20 protein-coding genes are annotated in these 18,976 nt (G+C 66.7%); 12 read left to right on the forward strand and 8 right to left on the reverse strand.

Annotation, left to right across the window (positions count from 1 at the left end; all coding sequences use genetic code 11):
- Positions 1-25: 25 nt before the first annotated feature.
- The 5 genes from B0G57_RS01950 to B0G57_RS01970 form a co-directional block, all read right to left on the reverse strand.
- Entirely contained in the window at positions 26-898 is an 873-nt protein-coding gene (locus B0G57_RS01950) for a phosphoribulokinase (protein WP_018438895.1), read from the reverse strand.
- A gap of 51 nt (positions 899-949) precedes the next feature.
- Positions 950-2,035, reverse strand: coding sequence for a class 1 fructose-bisphosphatase (locus B0G57_RS01955; protein WP_018438896.1), 1,086 nt, complete (start codon positions 2,033-2,035; stop codon positions 950-952).
- Between the two features lie 10 nt (positions 2,036-2,045).
- Positions 2,046-3,017 (reverse strand): CbbX protein, encoded by a 972-nt coding sequence (cbbX, locus tag B0G57_RS01960; protein WP_018438897.1) that lies wholly within the window; start codon positions 3,015-3,017, stop codon positions 2,046-2,048.
- Positions 3,018-3,027: 10 nt separating this feature from the next.
- Entirely contained in the window at positions 3,028-3,456 is a 429-nt protein-coding gene (locus tag B0G57_RS01965) for a ribulose bisphosphate carboxylase small subunit (protein WP_018438898.1), read from the reverse strand.
- A 75-nt stretch (positions 3,457-3,531) separates the two neighbouring features.
- Positions 3,532-5,013, reverse strand: a complete 1,482-nt coding sequence (locus B0G57_RS01970; RefSeq protein WP_018438899.1) for a form I ribulose bisphosphate carboxylase large subunit — start codon at positions 5,011-5,013, stop codon at positions 3,532-3,534.
- A 625-nt stretch (positions 5,014-5,638) separates the two neighbouring features.
- Here B0G57_RS01970 and pqqA point away from each other — a divergent pair.
- The 3 genes from pqqA to B0G57_RS01985 all read left to right on the forward strand — a co-directional run bounded on the left by pqqA (position 5,639) and on the right by B0G57_RS01985 (position 7,178).
- On the forward strand, positions 5,639-5,713 hold the full coding sequence (pqqA, locus tag B0G57_RS01975) for a pyrroloquinoline quinone precursor peptide PqqA (protein ID WP_035468154.1): 75 nt from the start codon (positions 5,639-5,641) through the stop codon (positions 5,711-5,713).
- Positions 5,714-5,821: 108 nt separating this feature from the next.
- Complete coding sequence (locus tag B0G57_RS01980) at positions 5,822-6,409, forward strand: DUF447 domain-containing protein (protein WP_018438901.1); 588 nt, start codon at positions 5,822-5,824, stop codon at positions 6,407-6,409.
- A 31-nt stretch (positions 6,410-6,440) separates the two neighbouring features.
- Positions 6,441-7,178 (forward strand): (5-formylfuran-3-yl)methyl phosphate synthase, encoded by a 738-nt coding sequence (locus tag B0G57_RS01985; protein ID WP_018438902.1) that lies wholly within the window; start codon positions 6,441-6,443, stop codon positions 7,176-7,178.
- On the opposite strand, the gene B0G57_RS01990 is transcribed toward B0G57_RS01985, so the two are convergent.
- From B0G57_RS01990 to B0G57_RS02000, 3 genes are all read right to left on the reverse strand, one after another.
- Positions 7,175-7,795, reverse strand: a complete 621-nt coding sequence (locus B0G57_RS01990) for an amino acid kinase family protein (RefSeq protein WP_018438903.1) — start codon at positions 7,793-7,795, stop codon at positions 7,175-7,177. The genes B0G57_RS01985 and B0G57_RS01990 overlap by 4 nt on opposite strands.
- 137 nt (positions 7,796-7,932) lie before the next feature.
- Positions 7,933-9,048, reverse strand: a complete 1,116-nt coding sequence (locus B0G57_RS01995; RefSeq protein ID WP_026229340.1) for a hydantoinase/oxoprolinase family protein — start codon at positions 9,046-9,048, stop codon at positions 7,933-7,935.
- Complete coding sequence (locus B0G57_RS02000; RefSeq protein WP_035468158.1) at positions 9,048-10,106, reverse strand: ATP-grasp domain-containing protein; 1,059 nt, start codon at positions 10,104-10,106, stop codon at positions 9,048-9,050. The genes B0G57_RS01995 and B0G57_RS02000 overlap by 1 nt, the downstream gene beginning before the upstream one ends.
- A 10-nt stretch (positions 10,107-10,116) precedes the next feature.
- On the opposite strand from B0G57_RS02000, the gene B0G57_RS02005 reads away from it, so the two are divergent.
- The 9 genes from B0G57_RS02005 to pqqD all read left to right on the forward strand — a co-directional run bounded on the left by B0G57_RS02005 (position 10,117) and on the right by pqqD (position 18,972).
- Positions 10,117-10,902 carry a HisA/HisF-related TIM barrel protein gene (locus B0G57_RS02005; RefSeq protein ID WP_018438906.1) on the forward strand — a complete coding sequence of 262 codons (786 nt, stop codon included), beginning with the start codon at positions 10,117-10,119 and terminating at the stop codon, positions 10,900-10,902.
- Positions 10,903-11,188: 286 nt separating this feature from the next.
- Positions 11,189-12,601, forward strand: a complete 1,413-nt coding sequence (locus B0G57_RS02010; RefSeq protein WP_018438907.1) for a molybdopterin-binding domain-containing protein — start codon at positions 11,189-11,191, stop codon at positions 12,599-12,601.
- Positions 12,598-14,400: a formylmethanofuran dehydrogenase subunit A gene (locus B0G57_RS02015; protein WP_018438908.1), complete on the forward strand. Its 1,803-nt coding sequence runs from the start codon at positions 12,598-12,600 to the stop codon at positions 14,398-14,400. The genes B0G57_RS02010 and B0G57_RS02015 overlap by 4 nt, the downstream gene beginning before the upstream one ends.
- An 8-nt stretch (positions 14,401-14,408) precedes the next feature.
- Positions 14,409-15,362, forward strand: coding sequence for a formylmethanofuran--tetrahydromethanopterin N-formyltransferase (gene fhcD, locus B0G57_RS02020; RefSeq protein ID WP_018438909.1), 954 nt, complete (start codon positions 14,409-14,411; stop codon positions 15,360-15,362).
- Positions 15,359-16,216 (forward strand): formylmethanofuran dehydrogenase subunit C, encoded by an 858-nt coding sequence (locus B0G57_RS02025; RefSeq protein ID WP_018438910.1) that lies wholly within the window; start codon positions 15,359-15,361, stop codon positions 16,214-16,216. The genes fhcD and B0G57_RS02025 overlap by 4 nt, the downstream gene beginning before the upstream one ends.
- A gap of 95 nt (positions 16,217-16,311) precedes the next feature.
- Entirely contained in the window at positions 16,312-16,992 is a 681-nt protein-coding gene (locus tag B0G57_RS02030; RefSeq protein WP_189595309.1) for a cytochrome b, read from the forward strand.
- Positions 16,989-17,918, forward strand: coding sequence for a pyrroloquinoline quinone biosynthesis protein PqqB (pqqB, locus tag B0G57_RS02035; RefSeq protein WP_018438912.1), 930 nt, complete (start codon positions 16,989-16,991; stop codon positions 17,916-17,918). The genes B0G57_RS02030 and pqqB overlap by 4 nt, the downstream gene beginning before the upstream one ends.
- A 14-nt stretch (positions 17,919-17,932) precedes the next feature.
- Positions 17,933-18,670: a pyrroloquinoline-quinone synthase PqqC gene (pqqC, locus tag B0G57_RS02040; protein WP_018438913.1), complete on the forward strand. Its 738-nt coding sequence runs from the start codon at positions 17,933-17,935 to the stop codon at positions 18,668-18,670.
- Positions 18,671-18,729: 59 nt separating this feature from the next.
- Positions 18,730-18,972: a pyrroloquinoline quinone biosynthesis peptide chaperone PqqD gene (pqqD, locus tag B0G57_RS02045; RefSeq protein WP_051089963.1), complete on the forward strand. Its 243-nt coding sequence runs from the start codon at positions 18,730-18,732 to the stop codon at positions 18,970-18,972.
- The last annotated feature ends 4 nt before the right edge of the window (positions 18,973-18,976 follow it).

An 18,976-nucleotide genomic window follows, 5' to 3' on the forward strand; every position in this document is an offset into this window, starting at 1 on the left:
TATGCGTCGGGAGTCACGGCGGGCGTCATGCGCGCGCGCGCCGATCCATCAGTTGGAGAATCATCGGCGTGAAGATCAGCTGCATCGCGAGCCCCATTTTCCCGCCCGGCACGACGATGACGTTCGGCCGCGACATGAACGAGTCGTGCAGCATCGTCAGCAGATACTGGAAGTCGATCCCCTTCGGCCGCGCGAAGCGAATGACGACGAAGCTCTCGTCGGGCTGAGGAATCTCGCGCGCGGTGAACGGATTCGACGTATCGACGGTCGGCACCCGCTGGAAGTTGACATGCGTGCGCGAAAACTGCGGGCAGATGTAGTTCACGTAGTCGGGCATGCGGCGCAGGATCGTATCGACGACGGCTTCGTGCGAGTAGCCGCGCATCGTCTGGTCGCGATGCAGCTTCTGGATCCATTCGAGGTTGATGATCGGCACGACGCCGACGAGCAAGTCCGCATGCCGGCCGACGTCGATCGAATCGGTGACGGCCGCCCCGTGCAGGCCCTCGTAGAAAAGCAGGTCGGTGCCGGGATCGATGTCGCGCCACGGCGTGAACGTTCCCGCGTCTTGCCCGTACTGCGCAGCCTCGGCGTCGTCGTGCACGTAATGGCGGTACCGGCCGGAGCCGTTCTCGGCGTACGAGGCGAACAGGCCCTCGAGCTCTTCGAGCAGATTGGCGTCGGGGCCGAAGTGACTGAAGTTGCGAAACCCGTCGCGCTCGCGCTGCTGCATTGCTTCGCGCATGCCAAGACGGTCGTAGCGGTGAAACGCATCGCCTTCGACGATCTGCGCATTGATGCGCTCGCGTCGAAAGATATGCGTGAAGCTCTTCATGACGGTCGTCGTGCCGGCGCCGCTCGAGCCGGTGACGGCGATGATCGGATGCTTGACGGACATGCCTCGTGTCTCCAATGGTTGCTTGATATTCGGTGCGGCCTCGAGTCGCCTTCAAACGGGCGCCTCCGGCAGAAACAACGAGCGAGGCTGAAAGAGCGGCGAGGTGAACGGCTTGTCCTCGCCGCGGTCGAAGTCGCGGTGGTAGCGCGCGATCCGCTCGACTTCTTTGCGCGAGCCGAGGATCACGGGCACGCGCTCGTGCAGCGCATTCGGCGTCACGTCGAGAATCCGCTCGCGCCCCGTGCTCGACGCGCCACCCGCCTGCTCGACGAGAAAGCTCATCGGATTCGCTTCGTAGAGCAGCCTCAGCCGCCCCGGCATCGAAGGCGTCTTGAAGTCGCGCGGATACATGAAGACGCCGCCGCGCATCAGGATGCGGTGAACTTCCGCAACCATCGACGCGATCCAGCGCATGTTGAAGTCGCGTCCGCGACAACCGGTGCGGCCGTCCTTGCACTCCTGAACGTACCGGCGCACGGGTGCCTCCCAGAACCGCTCGTTCGATGCGTTGATCGCGAACTCGCTCGTCTCCTCGGGAATACGGATATCGGAATGCGTGAGGACGAAGTTGCCGACGTCGCGCTCGAGCGTGAAGCCGTGCGTCCCGTTGCCGACCGAAAGGACGAGCATCGTAGACGGACCATAGATGGCATAGCCCGCGGCCACCTGCTCGTGACCCGGCCGCAGGAAACCCGCCTCGCCCGCTTCGCCGTCCTTGCAACGCAGGACCGAAAATATCGAGCCGACGACGCCGTTGATGTCGATGTTCGACGAGCCGTCGAGCGGATCGAACGCGAGCAGATAGTCGCCGCGCGGGTAGGCGGATGGGATCGCATAGACACTCTCCATCTCTTCGGAGACCATCGCCGCGAGCAATCCATCCCATTCGCAGTGCTGGACGAAAATCTCGTTCGTTGCGACATCGAGCTTCTTCTGCTCCTCGCCATGCGTATTGACCGTCTGCGCGGAGCCGTAGTTGCCGCCGAGCGCGCCGCGCGTCAATGCCGAGGAGATCGTCTTGATCGCGGCGGCCACGTCGATGAGAAGTGCCGACAAACCGGTGGCGGCGACGGGCGACGGCTGCCTGTCGAGTGTGTCGATGAGGAACTTCGAAAGGGTCGTACGTCCGTCTTGCATGGCGCTTCTCCTAGGCAGGTTGTCTTATCTGACCGGGCGGTGCGGCGGCCTCGCCTTTGCGAGCCGCCTGCGCAATCGTCCGCGGTTCGGCGGGCGCGCTTTCGCCGCCAAACACGCGCGATGCGCGGATGTCTTCGGCCGTGATCCGCATCAGCGTGTGCGTATCGGTCGGCCGGCCATTCGAAAGCGCCGCAGCGAACAGGCGCCGCGCTTGCCGCAGCCTCGCGCGATCGAGCGCATTGCGCACCGAGCGAGCGTTCGCGAAGTTCGGCTGCCGCGTGCGGCGCGCGATGTATTCGGCGAACGCGTTGCGCGACTCAGCATCGAACTCGTAATGCATCGAGGCGAGCATGCGCTCGGCGATCTCGAGCAGTTCGGACTCTTCATAATCGGGAAACTCGATGTGATGCGCGATTCGAGACCGAAAGCCGGGATTGCTCTGAAAGAAGGTTTCCATCCTTGACGCATAACCCGCGAGAATCACCACGAGGTCGTCGCGCTGGTTCTCCATCGTCTGCAGCAGGATCTCGATCGCCTCCTGGCCGTAGTCGCGCTCGTTCTCGGGGCGGTAGAGGTAGTAGGCCTCGTCGATGAACAGCACGCCGCCCATCGCGCGCTTGAGCACTTCGCGCGTCTTCGGCGCGGTGTGGCCGATGTACTGGCCGACGAGATCGTCGCGCGTGACGGAGACGAGGTGGTTGCGGCGGATGTAGCCGAGGCGGTGCAGCACCTCGGCCATGCGCAGCGCGACCGTCGTCTTGCCTGTGCCGGGATTGCCCGAAAAACACATGTGCAGCGTCGGCGGTCCGCTCGCCAGATCGAGCTGCGAGCGGGCACGCTCGACGATGAGGAGCGCCGCGATCTCGCGAATCCTCGTCTTGACGGGCGCTAGACCGACGAGATCGCGATCGAGCTCGTCGAGCACCTCGGCGATTCCCGAATCGCGATAGAGCCGGGCCAGATCGACGCTTTCTTCGGACATGATGGCTCCCTCAACGCTTGACGCCATAGCGCTCGCCGGCGGGCCGCTCGCTGGCGTAGCTCGTCATGCTGTAGCGCTGCACGCGGCCCTCGCCGTCCGTGCGCGTCAGCCGGAAGCCGGGCTCCTCGACGGGACGGTTGACGATGAACGAGAGCCGCATCGTCTCGAAGCCGCGCACAGAATCGAACGCGTTCACCTTGATGTAATGGTTCGGATAGGCGGCGCGGCAGGCGCGCACTTCCTGCAGCACGCCGGCCGCGTCGCGCAAGTCGAACATCGGCAGACCCCACATCTCCCAGTACGTGTTGCGCGGGTGCGGATCGTCGGTGAATTCGACCGAGCATGCCCAGCCCTGACTCAGGGCATAGTCGATCTGCAGGCGGATTTCCTCGTCGGTGAGATCGGGCAGAAAGGAAAACGTCCCTTGCGTAATGCGCATGACAAAGCTCCCCAAAAGCTGGCGATTGCACCTTCGATCGGTGCGGTAAGCGACGACGCGTCGCAACGGACAACTTCAAGCCACGCTCGGCGTGACGGCGTAATCGGGCGTATCGGTCGACGCGTAGTTGAACGTCACGTCCTTCCACGTATCGAGCGCCTGCTTGAGCGGCGTGCAAAAACGCGCCGCCGCCTCGAGAATGTCAGGGCCCTCGTGCGCGATGTCGCGGCCCTCGTTGCGCGCCTTGATCATCGCCTCGAGCGCGACGCGATTGGCGATCGCGCCGGCCTGGATGCCGGCCGGGTGGCCGATGGTGCCGCCGCCGAACTGCAGGATGACATCGTCGCCGAACAGATCGACCAGTTGATGCATCTGCCCCGCGTGAATGCCGCCCGACGCCACGGGCATCACCTTGCGCAGGCCGGCCCACGGTTGATCGAAGAAAATCCCGCGCGACAGATCGACCTCGTTGCGCGCCTCGCGGCACACGTTGTAATAGCCCTGCACGGAGAGCGGATCGCCCTCGAGCTTGCCGACGGCCGTGCCCGCATGCACGTGGTCCACGCCGGCCATGCGCGTCCACTTCGCGATGACCCGGAACGAGATGCCGTGATTGCGTTGCCGCGTGTACGTACCGTGCCCGGCCCGGTGCAGATGCAGGATCATGTCGTTGCGTCTCGCCCAGCGCGCCATCGACTGAATCGCCGTCCATCCGATTACGAGATCGATCATGACGATGCACGAGCCCAGCTGCTTCGCGAATTCGGCGCGCTCGTACATGTCCTCCATCGTCCCCGCCGTCACGTTCAGGTAATGCCCCTTGACTTCGCCCGTCTCCGCTTGCGCGCGATTGACGGCCTCCATCGCGAAGAGATACCGGTCGCGCCAATGCATGAACGGCTGGGAGTTGATGTTCTCGTCGTCCTTCAGGAAGTCGAGCCCGCCCTTCAATCCTTCGTAGACGACGCGTCCATAGTTCTTGCCCGACAGGCCCAGCTTCGGCTTCACAGTCGCGCCGAGCAACGGCCGACCGTATTTGTCGAGCCGTTCCCGCTCGACGATGATGCCCGTCGGCGGCCCCTGGAACGTCTTCAGGTAAGCAACAGGTATGCGCATGTCTTCGAGGCGCAGCGCCTTGAGCGGCTTGAAGCCGAAGACATTGCCAATGATCGAGGCCGTCAGGTTGGCCACCGATCCTTCCTCGAATAAATCGAGCTCGTAGGCGATATAGGCGAAGTACTGCGGCTCGGCGGCGCTCGCGCCGGGCACCGGCTCGATCCGATAGGCCTTGGCGCGATACATGTCGCAAGCGGTCAAGCGGTCCGTCCACACGACGGTCCAGGTGGCCGTCGACGATTCGCCGGCCACGGCCGCCGCCGCCTCCTCGGGCTCGACGCCCTCTTGCGGCGTGATGCGGAAGAGCGCGATGACGTCCGTGTCCTTCGGCGTGTAGTCGGGCTGCCAATAACCCATTTCGCGGTACTTCAGCACGCCGGCGGCGTAGCGATTGCGTTTCTTGGTCTCCGGCTGGACGGCTGCCTTGCTGAAATCGTTCATGACGTGTCCTCGTGACGGATGCGCTTCGTAAGCGGGAAATCGAAGGGAAAATCGAAGCGCTTGGTCCGCACTGTAAGCAAGCTCGTCCCTAATGAAAATTCACGATTTGCTTCGCGAAAAGTAAAGGACTCCTTATCGATTGCGGATGACGGAGCGGGTTTGCGGGATGCAGGAGAAACGCTAAGAAGGCTCGTCGTTCGCTCGTAACGGAACGACGGCCGTCCAATCGAGTCAATCGGGGCCGATCGTCCGCGACAGTGTCGGAACCATCGCATGTTGCAGCGCATTTGAAAGCGAAGCGTGACAGGCAAGCTCGCCGTGTCGGCGACGAGTGGCACACTTTGCTGCGTTTTCGTAACACAGGTCGAGCGAGTGGGGCCGGCGGACACAGTGCAACGAAGCGACGCGCGAAATCGGCGGTGTCGTCGATCGAACGCCCTGCACGATTGCGTAACACCTGTCATACTCAACTTCGCGCGACACGAGCGCGCAAGCGGCGAGAGGCGGCGAAATGCGGCGCAAGAGCCGGCATGGAGCTTGCGTAGCCGCGGGGGCCGATCGAGATCCGGCATCGCGCCTGGCGAGCGGTCGGTATTTCTCGCAAAACCGTATGGAGGGACTATCGATGCAATGGACGACACCTAGCTATTCCGACATGCGTTTCGGCTTCGAAATCACGATGTACATCGCGACTCGCTAAGCCGTTTCGGGAGCCGCGGCTCGCGGCTCTCGTCCCCTCGCGATACCGGCCGGCCGATCGTCACTGCGACGAGCCGGTGCTCAAGGCTACCGAGTAACCGTTCCCGACATGATCTTCGAGACGATCGTTACGACATCGGCGCATGACGGCCGGCCTCATATCGCACCGATGGGCGTGCGTTACGAGGACGATTTCGCGATCCTTTCCCCGTTTCGGCCGTCAGTGACGCTCGACAATATCGCGGCGACGCGGGCGGCCGTCCTCAATTTCACCACCGACGTGCGAGTCTTCGCGGGCTGCGTCACGCGCTCGGCGACCGATTGGCCCACCGTGGCGGCGAGCCGCGTCGCAAGCGTGCGGCTTACCGAATCGCTTGCGCACACCGAGCTCGAGCTCGAGCGCCTCGACGACGACGAGACGCGTCCAGTGCTGCGAATGCGCTGCGTGCACACTGAACAGCATGAGCCGTTTCGCGGATTCAACCGCGCACAGGCAGCCGTCGTCGAAGGCGCCGTGCTCGTGAGCCGGCTCTTCATGCTGCCGGCCGAGAAAGTCGATCGAGAGATCGCCTATTTGCAGATTGCCATCGACAAAACGGCGGGCGAGCGCGAGCGCACGGCCTGGGAGTGGCTGCTCGCGGCCATCGCACGCCACCGTCAGAGCGCCTCGGCGGCCGCCGAGCACGCTTCGCACTGAAACTGAAATCGCCGGACTTCGGGAGATTGATATGACCGCATTGCTTGCGAGCGTTCGCTCGGAAGAAGAAGCGTTTGCCGCCGCCGCTGCCGGGGCCGAGCTGATCGACCTGAAGGAACCGCATGACGGCGCGCTCGGCGGGCTGCCGATCGAGCGGATCGGCCGGATCGCGACGACGCTGCGGGCGCAATATCCCGTGAAACCGCTCAGCGCGACGATCGGCGATGTCGAAACGGAGGCGTTCGATGAGATCGCCGCGCGGGTTCTCGACGTCAGCAACGCCGGCGTCGATTACGTGAAAGTCGGCGTAAAGCCCGGGCAGGCCGCACGCCGCTGCCTCGATGAGCTCGCGAGCCTACCGGCCGCCGTCGTGCCGGTGCTGCTCTGCGATGGGGGCATCGACGGCGAGCTCGTCGACCACGCGGCGTCGCTCGGTTTCGTCGGCATCATGTTCGATACGGCGGGCAAGGACGGGCGGACGCTCTTCGACCATGTCGATGAAGCCACCCTCGGGCGCTGGCTCGACGTCGCGCGCAAACGCGGCGCGATGAGCGGAATCGCGGGCTCGCTCGGCTGGGCGCAGCTCGATCGAATTCTGGCGCTCGCGCCCGACGTGGCGGGTTTTCGGGGAGCGCTTTGCGTCGACGGGCGCCGCTCGGCGATCGACCCGGGCCGCGTCGCGAAATGGGCCGAAGCGCTGCACCGGCCGGCGGGTACGGTCGGCGAGGCGGCGTCGCAGGACGACGCTCGGCTTTCGCCGCGCCCTTAGACCATCCCCCCCGCCCGATCGGCTGCCCACGCGGCCGTCGGGTTCAGCAGCCGGTCGCGCATCAGTTCGATGTCGTCCTTGTTGATGAGCTCGACGAGGTAGTTCGCGTCCCTCACGTAATCGACGAACCGCCGATCGACGACCCCGTTCGCCGCGAATGATTCGAGCGGCTCGTCCGGGTCGATCGGGCACGACTTCACGACCATCAACCGCTCGGCGTTCAGCATCGTCGAGAGCCATGCGGCGAGGCTGTCCGACGTCGTGTCCCAATTGCTCATCGCGTCAGGCGTGTCACGCATCAAAGGCGTCGGCACCCACACGGCCACGCGGCCGTCGCGCAGCGCGCGGCGAATCTTCGCCTCGCTCGACGCAAGCACGAGCTCGGGTCGCAATCCCTGCATCAGCAACGCATATTGCGTCATCGCCAACAAGCACATGTTGTGAGCCGCAAGATCGTTGAAGCGCCACTCGGCCTGGTATTGACGAACCTTGTCCGCGAAGTCGCCGCCGCCCGGCACGATCACCACGCGACCGCCGCCCACCTCGGCGAGCTCGGTCAACCACATTCGCAGCGTCGGGTCGTGACTCAGACTGCCCCCGATCTTGACCACCCACATGACCTGGATCCTCTCGTCGATTGACTGCCTGTTCCTTGGGCCGCCAACATCCACCGCAAGTCGCGGCGAACTTCGCGGTCTCTCTTCCCGCCATCGTTCATCCCCGCCGCGCCTGCACGCAGCGGCGCTCAGCCTGCCTACCCCGCCGCTCGCAAGTCGCGATCCGCCTTCTGCTCGCGAGCCGCCCGCTCCCGCCTGGCGAGCAACGCGACGGCGACGCTCGGCGCGCAAGTCGCCGTCCAGTCGGCGAGCCGCGCCGATGCGCCTGCCAGCGTCGCGAAGTCGATATAGCCGCGCCCCTCCTCACGCGCCAGCGCACGCGCGAGAAAGCGCCCGCAACCGGCGCCGACGATGGGCGCATGCGACAGCGCCTGATGCGCCGCCTCGACACGCGCCAGATTCAGCGCGGTTTCGTGCAGTTGCAACGTACGCCATTGCATCGCGAACGCGTGCCAATCGTCATCGCTCGCGTCGCCCGCATCGCGGCCGATCATCCGGGCGAGCCGCACTCGGCTGCCGGCCTCCGTCTTCGGGCCGTGATCCGCGCTCGGCTGCACATCGCAATCCGGGTTGAGCTCGCCCGTCAGCCGGTAGACGTCCGCCGTCGTCGCAAACCACTCGTTCATCACATTCACTTGGGCGCCGCCGAACGCGACGCGCTGCGCCAGCGCGCAAAGCGGCGTACGAACCGCGCCCAGATAGACGAGCTCGCCGGTGGAGAGCCGGCCGGCATCGTCGGCCGCCCGCGCCGCGACGCGGCCTCCCGCGATCGGCACGATGTCCGTCGTCGTGCTGCCGATGTCGATGAGAATCGCGCTCGTCAGCGACGTTGCCACGAGGCTGGCCGTGGCGAGCCAGTTCGCCGAAGCCACGCTGCGCCAGCCGGCTGCGCATTCTTCCGACGTGAGCCAGCCGAGCGCGCCCGCGTAAATGCGCAGATGCGGCCCGAGGCGCTCGGCCAACGTGGCGGCCAGTACCCGAACTCCGTCTTCGCGGCTCGCAAAGAGGTCGACCATCTCGCCCGTCATCGTCACCGCATGCTCGGCATCGTCGCCGCGTGCGGACGGCCAGCGCGCGAATACAAGATCGATCGTGCGGTTCAGATGATCGAGGCCTTGCCAGAGCGGGCAGGCCCATTGCCCGACGTCGAGCACCCTGCCGTCCGCGCCCGCCTGCGACACTTTCAGATGCGCGCCGCCCACGTCCCAGCCGAACGTGAACGGGCCCTTGGCGAGCAGCGGATCGGCCGAGATCACGAGGCGACTCCGCACGCCGCCCGCATCGCAAAGCAACCGGACGCCGCCGAGCGCGCGAGCCTCACACCGTGCGCGGCGAGGAGCGCCTCCGTGAGACGGCGGGCGCGGCCGTCGTCTTGCGCGACGAGGCCGGCGTACGCCACCGTCAGGCGCGGATTGATCTCGATGACCACAGGCCCACGCTCGGGATGCCAAACGAGATCCACGCCGACGAATCCGCGCAGGCCGCGAATGGCCGCCGCCACGCGCTTCGCGAGCGCTGCCAGCGTTCGTCCGCGAGCGCTGTCGGGGTCGATCGCGTCGACGAACACGCCGCCGAACTCGACGACGCGCATATGCGCGCCCGGCGCGTGTCGCTCGATGAGATCGATCCGCTGTCGATTGATGCTGAGGAGCTCCGCGCCGTCTTCGCGGCAAACGAGCGAGAGGCTCAGCGGCTCGCCCTTGACCCACGCCTGCAGCACGGGCCTGCCGCCCGCGGCGATACGCGTGTCGTAGTCGGCACACGCGGCGGCGTACGAATCGAAGACGAACGTGTCGAGACTGCCCGCCCCGTCGTCGGGTTTGACGACCCAATGCCCGCCGCCCGGCGCCGCGGAGCTCAGCGGGTCGAGCGCTTCCGTCGTCGCGATGCCGCTCGCGGCGAGCCGCGCGGACGTCGCCCGCTTGCTCGATGCGACACAGATCGCCTCCTTGGTGCAGCCGAGCCAGCGCTCGGCGCCGACGGCATCGTGAAGCTGCGCAAGCAAGCCGTCACACTCGGGCGCGATCACCCACGTGTAATCGTGCTCACGCGCCATGCGCGCAACGAACGCCGGAATGGCCTCCCCCGCGTTCGGCCGGTAATGCGCGGCGGCGCGATCGAACGCCTCGAAACGGGACGAGGCGAACGTCACGGTCAGGCCATCGATCGACGCGAGCGAGGCAACGAGCGCGTTGCGCATCATGCGCCCTTCGCCGATCAGCGCGGACAGATCGGCGATACTGCCTTGGCACGCGAGCGCCGGATCGATGCCGCCGCCGGTGAGATACTCGTAGACAAAAATCTTGGCCAAGGAATGCCCCATGCAGGTAATACCGGTTCTCGATTTGCTCGACGGCCACGCCGTACGTGCCCAACGCGGCGAACGCGCGAGCTACTGCCCGATCCGCTCGCCGCTCGCCGGCACGAGCGAGCCGGTTTCGCTCGCACGCGCGCTCGTCGCCGCGATTGGAGCGACGACCCTTTACATCGCCGACCTCGACGCGATCCTCGCTCCCGGCCGCGACGACCATGCCGCACAGCTCGCCGCGCTGCGCTCGACGCTGCCCGGCATCGAAATCTGGCTCGACGCTGGCTTCGCCGACTATGCCGCGATGCGCGCGCTGTTCGATCGAATCCAGCGGATCGAGTCCGCCGATCGCCGCACCGCATCTCGCGACGATTCGCCGCTCGCACCGCTCGCCCCGCTCGTTCCGGTCTTCGGCACCGAATCGCTGCGCGATCCGGATGCTCTGCGTGCGGCCGAGACAGACGGATTCGCACCGATCCTTTCGCTCGACCATCGCGCGGGCCGCCTGATCGGCGATGCAGCGCTCGATCGGTCTTCGGCCTGGTGGCCGTCGCGCGTCGTCGCAATGACGCTCGATCAAGTGGGCAGCTACCAAGGCCCCGACCTCGCGACGTTCGCGCGAATCCGCGAGCGCGCGCCACTCGGCACGACCGTCATCGGCGCCGGCGGCATCCGCGACCAGGCGGATCTCGATGCCGCTGCCGCGGCCGGCGCGACAGGCTGGCTCATCGCCTCGGCGCTGCACGACGGACACCTTCCTCACAAGTTCCATGCCATGCGCCCCCCAGATGAAGTATGAAAACGGATGGCGGGCCGATATCAGGCTCAAGGCTTCGCGGGTGACACTCTGCTCCAAAACGACACACAACCTGTACAGGAACGGCACGGCCCGCGTTTGCGGTAGCCGGCACTAGTCAGAACAATCGTCGGACCACATAGTGGGCGAAGGATGGGCTGACGATCCATGAGGGCGGCCCGCCGCGCACAGCGATGAAACGGCCGCGCGCCGATCCGTGAGTCGCGCGCGAGCGGTTTCTGCCGTCCGCACGGGCGCTCCCCGGCATAGACCTTGCTGAAGCCGCGACATGTCATTTCCGCCCAACGATCCGACGAGCGCCGGCTCACAAGGCGCATCGAATTCCGCTGCGCCCATCACGGTCCGTGATTGGACTTGCCCGTTCTGCCCGCTGCTTTGCGACGACCTCGCGATCACCGGGCAGCCCGACGGCGCGCTCGCGGCGACCGGGCACGACTGCCCCCGCCTTGCGCAAGCGCTCGCCGGCTTCAGCACCACCGAGGCAGCGTCCGCTCTCGTCGACGGGGCACCCGTCGCGTTCGATGCGGCGCTCGAGTGCGCGGCCGAGATACTGGCCGCATCCCGCCACCCGCTCTTCGGCGCGCTCGCCACCGATGTGGCCGGCGCACGCGCGCTTTACGCGCTCGCGGCCTCGTGCGGTGCGACGCTCGATCATCTGCATGGCGAAGCGATAAGCGCGGCCACGCGCGTCGTCCAGGACCGAGGCTCGTTTTTCGCGACCCTTTCCGAGCTTCGGACGCGCGCCGACTTGTTGATCTTCTTCGGCTGCCGCCCATCCGAAAGTTATCCGCGCTTTTACGAACGCGTGCTCGGCCCGACCGACTTCGCGCGCGAATACATGTTCGTCGGTTGCGAGGCTGACCCAGGCGCCGCGGGTGCACCGCACGTGCACATCGAAACGATGCTGCCGCACGCCGATCCGTTCGATCTGGTCGCGCTATGGTCGGCGCTTTCGCTCGGAAGGTTGCCTTCGTCGCTCGGCACATTGCGCCACGACGGGACCGCGACAATCGACGCGCTCTCGACGCTTGCCGAAAAAATCGCGGCCGCGCAATACGCCGTGCTCGTCTATGAGCCGGCGGCCCTAGTGCGCAGTCAGGGCCAGGCGGGCGCCTCGCTTCTGATCGAAGGGCTGCAGCGAATCGTGAAGGCGATCAACGACAAGACGCGCGCGGCTTCCTTTGCACTCGGCGGCGCCGACGGCGCCGTGACGGTCAATCAGGCCGTCACTTGGCTCTCGGGTCTGCCGTTGCCGCTGCGCGTGCCGGCCCTGCGCCGCGACGGCGACGGCGACGGCGACGGCAGCGGCGGAACGTCGCTCGATCACGACGCGCATCGCTATCGCACGACCCGCCTCATCGCCGACCGTCATATCGACGCGCTGCTCTGGGTCGCCTCGCTCGCGCCCTCGCCTTGGCCGCCGGCGCTGGCGGCCGACGTTCCGGCCATCGTCGTCGGCCACCCGGCGCTCGCGGAGCAGGCGGCCGCGCGCGGCGCGCCGACCGTATTCATTCCCGCGGCCACGCCGGGCATCGATAGCGATGGCCATCTGTTCCGACTCGACGCGACCGTCGTCGTGCCGCTCGCGGCCGCACGCGCGCGCGCGCTGCCTACGATCGCGACGATCGCCTCGCGCCTCGACGAGCGGCTCGCCGCATTCTCGCGGAAGGCCCGATCATGACGACGATCCGTTTGAAAGGCGGCACCGTCTACGATCCCGCCAACGGCGTGAACGGCGAGCGCCGCGACATCGCATTCCGCGACGGCCGCATCGTCAGCTTGCCGGACGGCTCGCCCGTCGATCGCGAGTACGACGCCACCGGGATGATCGTCATGGCGGGCGGCATCGACATGCACTCGCATATCGGCGGCGGAAAAACCAATCTCTCGCGCCTCCTGCTGCCCGAAGATCATCGGCGTCGAGAGCTGGCGGCGACTTCGGCCGAAACGCGCGATGTGCGCGAAATGCACGAAGCGCTCCAATCGATCGAATCCGCCGGTGCCGATCGCGGCACGCAGAGGCACGAGTCGCAACGAGAGGCGACGGGCCGCTACCTGCGCCTGCCCTCGTGCGGCACCTGCGCGCCAGGCACGCTCGCCACGGGCTACCGCTATGCCGAGATGGGCTACACCGCCGCGTTCGAGCCCGCGATGTTGCCGAGCAATGCGCGCCACGCGCACCTTGAGATGGGCGACACGCCGATCATCGACCACGGCGCCTACGTCATGCTCGGCAACGAGGAGCTGTTCCTGCAGCTGCTGTCCTCGGGCGAGGACTTCGAGCGTCTGCGCGACTACGTCGGCTGGACGCTCAATGCGAGCAAGGCGCTCGGCGTGAAGGTCGTGAACCCGGGCGGCATCTCCGCGTTCAAGTTCAACCAGCGCGCGCTCGATGTCGACGAGCCGCACGCTCGCTATGGCATCACGCCGCGCGACGTCGTCCGCACGCTCACGCGAGCGTTGACCGAGCTGCGCGTTCCGCATCCGCTGCACGTGCATTCGAGCAATCTCGGCGTGCCCGGCAACATCGCTTCGACGATTGCGACGATGGACGCGGCCGATGGGCTGCCGATCCATTTGACCCACATCCAGTTCCACAGCTACGGAACGGAAGGACCGCGCAAGTTTTCGTCGGGGGCGCACGCGATTGCCGAAGCCGTGAACGCACGGCCGAACGTTTCGATCGATGTCGGGCAAGTCATCTTCGGCCAGACCGTGACCGCGTCGGGCGACACGATGATGCAGTTCCGCAACGCGCCGCTCGCGAAGCCGCGCAAATGGATCCTCGGCGAGATCGAATGCGACGCCGGCTGCGGCATCGTGCCGTTCCGCTATCGCGAAAAGAGCTATGTGAACGCGCTGCAATGGATCATCGGACTCGAGATCTTCCTGCTCGTCGACGATCCGTGGCGCGTCGCTATGACGACGGATCATCCGAACGGCGGACCGTTCACGAGCTATCCCCACTTGATCCGGCTGCTGATGGACCGCTCGTTTCGCGCCGAGCAGCTCGCGAAGCTGCATCCCGAGGCGCAGGTCGCGAGCACACTGCCGCAGCTCACGCGCGAGTTCTCTTTCTACGAGATCGCGATCATCACGCGCGCCGGTCCGGCGCGGCTCTTGGGCCTGACCGATCGCGGACACCTCGGCGCGGGCGCGGCGGCCGACATCGCCGTCTATCGCGACGAAGCCGACCGCGAGCGCATGTTCTCGATGCCGGCGTACGTCTTCAAGGACGGCGAGCTGATCGCGCGCGACGGCACGCTGATCGCGGCACCGACCGGGGGCATCCATTTCGTCACACCCGAATTCGACCGCGGCATCGAAAAGACGATCGCCGACTATAGCGAGCGTCATTTGACGACGAATTTCGCGCACGCGGCGATCAGCGACGACGAGGCATGCGTCTGCTGCCGCGGCGGCCGGCTGCTGCCCGTCGAATGTCTCGCCCATCCGCGCTCGGCGCAACCTTCGCGTTGAACACCTCCATGACGAGCCCCCTCGAAATCAACGGCACCGTCATCGACGACACGTTCGCCGAAGCCTTCCCGATGAAGGCGACGCGGCTCGTCATCACCGCGCACACGCCGACCTGGGCGCGCCACGCGGCGAACTCGCTCGCCGGCTTCGCGACGTCGGTGATCGGTTGCGGCTGCGAGGCCGGCATCGAGCGCGAGTGCGCCGCCGACGAGACGCCCGACGGCCGGCCCGGCGTCGCCGTGCTGCTGTTCGCGGTTTCGTCGAAGGAACTCGCCAAGCAGCTCGGGCGCCGCGTCGGGCAGTGCGTCCTCACGTGCCCGACTACGGCCGTCTATGCCGGCATCGACCCGGCCACGAGCCAGGCACCGCTCTCGGACAACGCCGATCTGGGCAGCCAACTGCGGTTTTTCGGCGACGGCTGGCAGATCTCGAAGATGATCGAGGGCCGCCGCTACTGGCGCGTGCCCGTCATGGACGGCGAGTTCGTCTGCGAGGATACGGTGCCCACGGTCAAGGCCGTCGGCGGCGGCAATCTGCTGCTCATCGCGCGCGACACCGAGGCGGCGCTCACGGCGACGGAAGCCGCCGTTGCCGCCATGCGCGCGCTGCCGAACGTGATCATGCCGTTTCCGGGCGGCATCGTCCGCTCGGGCTCGAAGGTCGGCTCGAAGTACGCGGGCGCGACGGCGTCGACCAACGACGCGTTCTGCCCGACGCTGACGGGGCTCACGACGCGCACCGAGCTGACGACGGAAGTCGGCAGCGTGCTCGAGATCGTGATCGACGGGCTGACCGAGGCCGACGTCGGCGCGGCCATGACGGCCGGCATCGTCGCCGCGACCGCGCTCGGCCGCGACGCGGGCGTGCTGCGGATTTCGGCCGGCAACTACGGGGGCAAGCTCGGGCCCTATCACTTTCCGCTGCGGCGCCTTTCCGCCGGCGTCGGAGGAAACCGCGCATGAGCACGACGATCCTGCGCGTCAAGGCGTCGCCCCCCTTTCCCGTCGATGGCTCGCCGCTCACGCCCGAGCGGCTCGATGCGCTGCCGCTCGCATCGGTGGAGCGGCTCGCCCTGCGAGCCGGCTCTGAGACGCTTGCCGTCGCCGACCTGTTCGACGTTTCGCGCACCGAAGGGGGCGCGCGGGCGACGACGGGCGCCCATGCGGGCGAGGCCGCGGCACCGGCCGTCGTCATGGAAGGCGACGCGCGCTGGCTCGAACGGCTCGGCGCAGGCATGGATGCCGGCGCGCTCACGGTGCGCGGCCCGATCGGCGACTACGCCGGCGCGCAAATGCGCGGTGGAACACTGACGATCGAAGGCGACGCCGGCGACTTCGTCGGCTGCGAGATGCGCGGCGGCCGGCTCGCCGTGGCCGGCGACTGCGGGGATTTCGCGGCCGGCGCGCGCGCGGGCGAGATGGAAGGCATGACGGGCGGCACGCTCACGATCGGCGGCAGCGCCGGCCAACGGCTGGCCGACCGGATGCGGCGCGGACTCGTGCTCGTCGGCGGCCATTGCGGCGCGTTCGCGGCCTCGCGCCTCGTCGCCGGCACGATCTGCATCGGCGGCCGGCTCGGCGCACACTATGGGTATGGGATGCGGCGCGGCACGCTCGTGCTCGCCACGCGGCCAGCCGCGTTGCCGGCGACGTTCGTCGAGGGCGGGCGCGGATTCGAGGTGTTCTGGGCGCTCTTCGTGCGCAGCCTCGTCACGGCGCCGGCGCCGTTCTCGCGCTTCGCCGCGAACCGGCTTCCCACCCGTTATGCGGGCGACCTGGCCGTGGACGGACGAGGGGAAATACTGATCGTGGAGTGAGCCCGCGCATCGAACTCGCGTGCGCCGCGGCGCTCAATGAGGTAAGCATATACGGTGGTGACAGTCGAAGGAATCGAGTGATCGAGGAGGATGACGTGGATAACTCCGCCGGAAGGACTCATGACTTTCTCGATTCGGCGCCGCGCGCCAAGCGAGAAAGCGGATCGCGCCCGGAGCGCGAGGGGACGCGTGACGACAGAGACGCGGGCGGCACCGCGCGCTTCGCGCCGGCCCTCATCGTGCTGCACTGGCTGATCGGAATCGCGATCCTCGCGCTGATCGCGCTCGGCCTCTATATGGTCGGCCTGCCGAAAGGCCTGCCCGTCAAAGCGACGCTGATCAATCTGCACAAGTCGCTCGGGCTGACAGTTTTCCTGCTTGTGCTTATCCGTATCGTGGTGCTCGCGGCCGTTCACCGGCCGCCGCTGCCGCCGATGCGACCGTGGCAACGCGCCGCCGCGCGCACGACGCAGGTTTTTTTATACGTGGGAATGGTCGCGATGCCGGTCACCGGTTATCTCGGCTCCTCTTTCAACACTTACGGCACGCGGTTTTGGGGCATCTTGCTGCCGAAATGGGGCTGGGACGATGCGGGGCTGCGTGCCATTTTCTTCGGCGCGCATCACGTGATCGCCTTTGCGCTGATCGCGTTGATCGTGCTCCATATCGCCGGGGTGGCGAAGCATGAGCTGATCGATCACGACGGCACGCTCGCGAGAATGTTGCCGCGCGGGGCGAAATCGACTGCGAGCGATATGCGGGGGCAGCCGCGATGAAGATTCGTGTGCTCGGCTCCGCGGCAGGCGGCGGCTTCCCTCAGTGGAATTGCAACTGCAGCAACTGCGACGGCGTGCGACGCGGCACCGTCAAAGCGACGCGACGCACACAGTCGTCGATCGCCGTCAGCGCGAACGGCGAGGACTGGCTCCTCGTCAACGCGTCGCCGGATCTGCTGGCTCAAATCGCCGCGAACCCGGAACTGCAGCCGGCTCGGCAAGCGCGCGACACGGGCATCGCGGCCGTGCTCGTCATGGATGCGCAGATCGATCACGTGACCGGTCTTTTGATGCTGCGCGAGCGCGGCGCGCCGCTTCCGCTCTATGCGACCGACGCCGTCTGGGGCGATCTCGGCACGGGCTTCCCGATCGGGCCGATCCTCTCGCATTACTGCGGCGTCGAGCATCGTCCGATCGCGCTCGACGGCCGCCCGCTCGACATTCCCGCCCTGCCCGGCGTGCGAATCGATCCGTTGCCGCTCCTCAGCAAGGCACCGCCCTATTCTCCGCATCGCGCGGCGCCGCAGCGCGGTGACAACATCGGTCTCGTCGTGACGAACCTCGCAACGGGCAGGCGCGCGTTCTACGCGCCGGGCTTAGGCCAGCTCGAGCCGCACGTGCTCGAGGCGATGCGCGGGGCGGACCTGCTGCTCGTCGACGGCACGACCTGGACCAACGACGAAATGATCCGCCTCGGCTTTTCGAAGAAGACGGCGGCCGACATGGGGCATCTCGCGCAGTCGGGCGAGAACGGCATGATCGCCGTGCTCGACTCGATTTCTGGCGCGCGCGAGCGGCCCCGCCGCAAGGTGCTGATTCACATCAACAACACGAACCCCATCCTGATCGAAGATGGCCCGGAGCGACGCGTGCTCGACGAGCACGGCATCGAAGTGGCCTACGACGGTATGACGTTCGAGTTGTGAGGAGACAACCAACAATGGACCTCAACGACACATTCGGCACCGCCCCCGTGCGCGATGTTGCCCCCACGGAGCCGGCCTGGACCCGCGAGGAATTCGAAGCGCAATTGCGCGCGAAGGGCGCGGCCTATCACATCCATCATCCGTTCAATGTGCGGATGAATACGGGCGGCGCGTCGCCCGAGCAAATTCGCGGCTGGGTTGCGAACCGGTTCTACTACCAGATCAAGATCCCGCTGAAGGATGCGGCGATTCTCGCCAACTGCCCAGATCGCGAGACGCGTCGGCTTTGGGTGCTGCGCATCCTCGATCACGACGGCTACGGCGACAACGAGGGCGGCATCGAGGCATGGGCACGGCTCGGCGACGCGGTCGGGCTTTCGCGCGACGATCTCTGGTCGCTCAAGCTCGTGACGCCCGGCGTGCGCTTCGCCGTCGATGCGTACGTCAACTTCGCGCGCCGCGCGCCGTGGCAAGAGGCGGTCTGCTCGTCGTTGACGGAGATGTTCGCGCCGCAGATTCACAAGGACCGCCTGGCATCGTGGCCCGAGCATTATCCGTGGATCGAGCCGCAAGGGCTCGCCTATTTCCGTTCGCGCATCGCGCTCGCGCAACGCGACGTCGAGCACGGGCTCAAGGTGACGCTCGATCATTTCCGGCGGCGCGATCAGCAGGAGCGCGCGCTCACGATCCTGCAGTTCAAGCTCGACATCCTCTGGTCGATGCTCGACTCCATCGAGAAGGCTTTCCCGTGACGAATCCGAACGCCCCTACACCAGACGATGCGGCGCCGTCGACGCCCTCATCGGCGCACCTGCGCCTCCGATCGCACTTCCGCCTCCAATGGGAAGAGGCGCAGAACGCCTACGTGATGCTCTATCCTGAAGGGATGGTGAAGCTCAATCAGAGCGCGGCCGAGATTCTGAAGCGCTGCGACGGCACACGGGACATCGACATGCTGATTGCCGACCTCGAGAAGGCATTCGACGCGACCGGCATCGGCGGCGAGGTGCGCGCGTTCGTGACGGAGGCGCGCACTCGAGGCTGGCTGGAGTAGGCGC

Source organism: Trinickia symbiotica, from assembly GCF_002934455.1.
GTDB classification, from domain to species: Bacteria; Pseudomonadota; Gammaproteobacteria; order Burkholderiales; family Burkholderiaceae; genus Trinickia; species Trinickia symbiotica.

What these genes read in the sequence shown, in the direction of transcription:
- B0G57_RS02015 (WP_018438908.1), top strand. Translation starts at nt 12,598, where the DNA reads ATGACGACGATCCGTTTGAAAGGCGGCACCGTCTACGATCCCGCCAAC.
- B0G57_RS01965 (WP_018438898.1), bottom strand. Translation starts at nt 3,456, where the DNA reads ATGCGCATTACGCAAGGGACGTTTTCCTTTCTGCCCGATCTCACCGAC.
- B0G57_RS01980 (WP_018438901.1), top strand. Translation starts at nt 5,822, where the DNA reads ATGATCTTCGAGACGATCGTTACGACATCGGCGCATGACGGCCGGCCT.
- B0G57_RS02005 (WP_018438906.1), top strand. Translation starts at nt 10,117, where the DNA reads ATGCAGGTAATACCGGTTCTCGATTTGCTCGACGGCCACGCCGTACGT.
- B0G57_RS02010 (WP_018438907.1), top strand. Translation starts at nt 11,189, where the DNA reads ATGTCATTTCCGCCCAACGATCCGACGAGCGCCGGCTCACAAGGCGCA.
- B0G57_RS01950 (WP_018438895.1), bottom strand. Translation starts at nt 898, where the DNA reads ATGTCCGTCAAGCATCCGATCATCGCCGTCACCGGCTCGAGCGGCGCC.
- B0G57_RS01955 (WP_018438896.1), bottom strand. Translation starts at nt 2,035, where the DNA reads ATGCAAGACGGACGTACGACCCTTTCGAAGTTCCTCATCGACACACTC.
- B0G57_RS01970 (WP_018438899.1), bottom strand. Translation starts at nt 5,013, where the DNA reads ATGAACGATTTCAGCAAGGCAGCCGTCCAGCCGGAGACCAAGAAACGC.
- pqqC (WP_018438913.1), top strand. Translation starts at nt 17,933, where the DNA reads ATGGACCTCAACGACACATTCGGCACCGCCCCCGTGCGCGATGTTGCC.
- cbbX (WP_018438897.1), bottom strand. Translation starts at nt 3,017, where the DNA reads ATGTCCGAAGAAAGCGTCGATCTGGCCCGGCTCTATCGCGATTCGGGA.
- pqqB (WP_018438912.1), top strand. Translation starts at nt 16,989, where the DNA reads ATGAAGATTCGTGTGCTCGGCTCCGCGGCAGGCGGCGGCTTCCCTCAG.
- B0G57_RS02025 (WP_018438910.1), top strand. Translation starts at nt 15,359, where the DNA reads ATGAGCACGACGATCCTGCGCGTCAAGGCGTCGCCCCCCTTTCCCGTC.
- B0G57_RS01985 (WP_018438902.1), top strand. Translation starts at nt 6,441, where the DNA reads ATGACCGCATTGCTTGCGAGCGTTCGCTCGGAAGAAGAAGCGTTTGCC.
- B0G57_RS01990 (WP_018438903.1), bottom strand. Translation starts at nt 7,795, where the DNA reads ATGTGGGTGGTCAAGATCGGGGGCAGTCTGAGTCACGACCCGACGCTG.
- fhcD (WP_018438909.1), top strand. Translation starts at nt 14,409, where the DNA reads ATGACGAGCCCCCTCGAAATCAACGGCACCGTCATCGACGACACGTTC.